Origin of the sequence: Bombella sp. ESL0378 (genome assembly GCF_009725845.1) — a bacterium.
In the GTDB taxonomy this organism is placed as follows: Bacteria; Pseudomonadota; Alphaproteobacteria; order Acetobacterales; family Acetobacteraceae; genus Bombella; species Bombella pollinis.
This window is the reverse complement of sequence record NZ_WNIF01000003.1, coordinates 1-1,498: the sequence shown is the minus strand read 5'-3', so window position 1 is coordinate 1,498 and position 1,498 is coordinate 1. Positions and strand designations below refer to the sequence as shown.

The window sequence follows — 1,498 nt, the reverse complement described above, 5'->3', positions numbered from 1 at the left end:
TTATTGCACCTGGGACGGTTGGCTCTAACACGCCTTCTACCCTGAATGTCGCAGGTGATGTGAGCATGGCGAAAGGCTCCATCCTTCGCATTAATGGCACTAGCGACACGACAGGCCAGAGCCTGACCACGGCAAAGGGGGCTGGGTATAAGGAGCTAACCTCTGACCGTCTGGCCGTTGCAGGCAAGGCAAACTTAGCGGGTGGGACGCTCGACCTGATTGTTAAAAATGCAGGGGCAGGCCTAACTTATGGGCAGGCGTACCGCGTGCTGACAGCCACACAAGGGGTGAGCGGTCAATTTGATGGCCTAACGACCAATCTCGCCGCGCAATATGCGTATCTGGACCCGACCCTCGCTTATAGTGCTGATGCGGTCGATATTGTGTTGAAGCGCAATAGCACTGGCTTTGGTGATATTGGCGGGACGCATAATGAGGTGACGGCTGGCCGAGGGGTAAGCCATGTCGGTGCAGGAAGTGGGTTGGTGACAGCCTTAACGGGCCTGACCAAAGACCAAGCTCGCCGCGCGCTTGATAATCTCTCGGGTGAGTTACATGCCTCCATCCGCACAGCGTTAATCCAAGATAGCTTCTATCTCCGCAATGCTGTGATTAACCGTCTCGCCAATGCAGATTGTGATTATGGGCGTAATGGGCAGAGTGTTTATGACCTCAAAACGCATAAAAAGAACGAGGCCTGCTACTCTGACCATGCTGTCCTCTGGGGCCAAGCTTATGGGGGCTTAGGCCATAATAGCGGGGATGGTAATGCCGCGCTGATGCACCATAACACGGCAGGCTTTATCATCGGGGCCGATACCCCCATCAACCATAGTCATTGGCGTGTTGGTGGGCTGCTCTCCTATGGTCATTCTCAATTTAATGTGGCGCGTGGGCGGTCCTCCTCTGGTAACAGCAATAACATCTCTGTTGGGGCCTATGCGGGGACGCATTTGGGGCGGCTGAACCTTCGTTTAGGGGCCGATTATAGCTGGAATGTGATTAACACGCGCCGTCAGATTGCCGTTGGGGATTATGGCAGCCGTGTGCGGAGCAGCTATCTGGGCGGTACAGCGCAAGCCTATGCGGAGCTTGGCTATAAGCTGCGCGCAGGCCGTACAGTGTTTGAGCCTTTTATGAATGTGGCTTACGTCAATATGCAGACGAACAGCTATCGTGAGCATGGCAATGATGCGGCCTTACGCAGCCGTGGGACGGATCAGGGTGTGACCTTCTCCACCTTTGGCTTCCGTGCGGCCACGCGGGTGAATATTGGTAAGGCTGTCTTTATGCCGCATATTATGGCGGGGTATCGTCATGGGTTTGGGCGTTTGCAGCCCGGGCTGCATGAAGGCTTTGTTGCCGGTGGTGGAACAAGCACGATGGATGTTGCTGGTGTTCTGCTCTCCAGCAATGCCGCTGTGACGGATGCAGGCATTACGGCACAGATTACAAACCGCATCAATCTGGACCTCTCCTATATCGGCCAATATGGCAA

The 1,498-nt window shown here is 54.8% G+C and carries 1 protein-coding gene; it reads left to right on the top strand.

The window, feature by feature from the left end:
* Window positions 1–1,498 (top strand): autotransporter outer membrane beta-barrel domain-containing protein (locus GM556_RS01230; protein ID WP_230873237.1); only part of this gene is annotated, 1,498 nt, incomplete at both ends.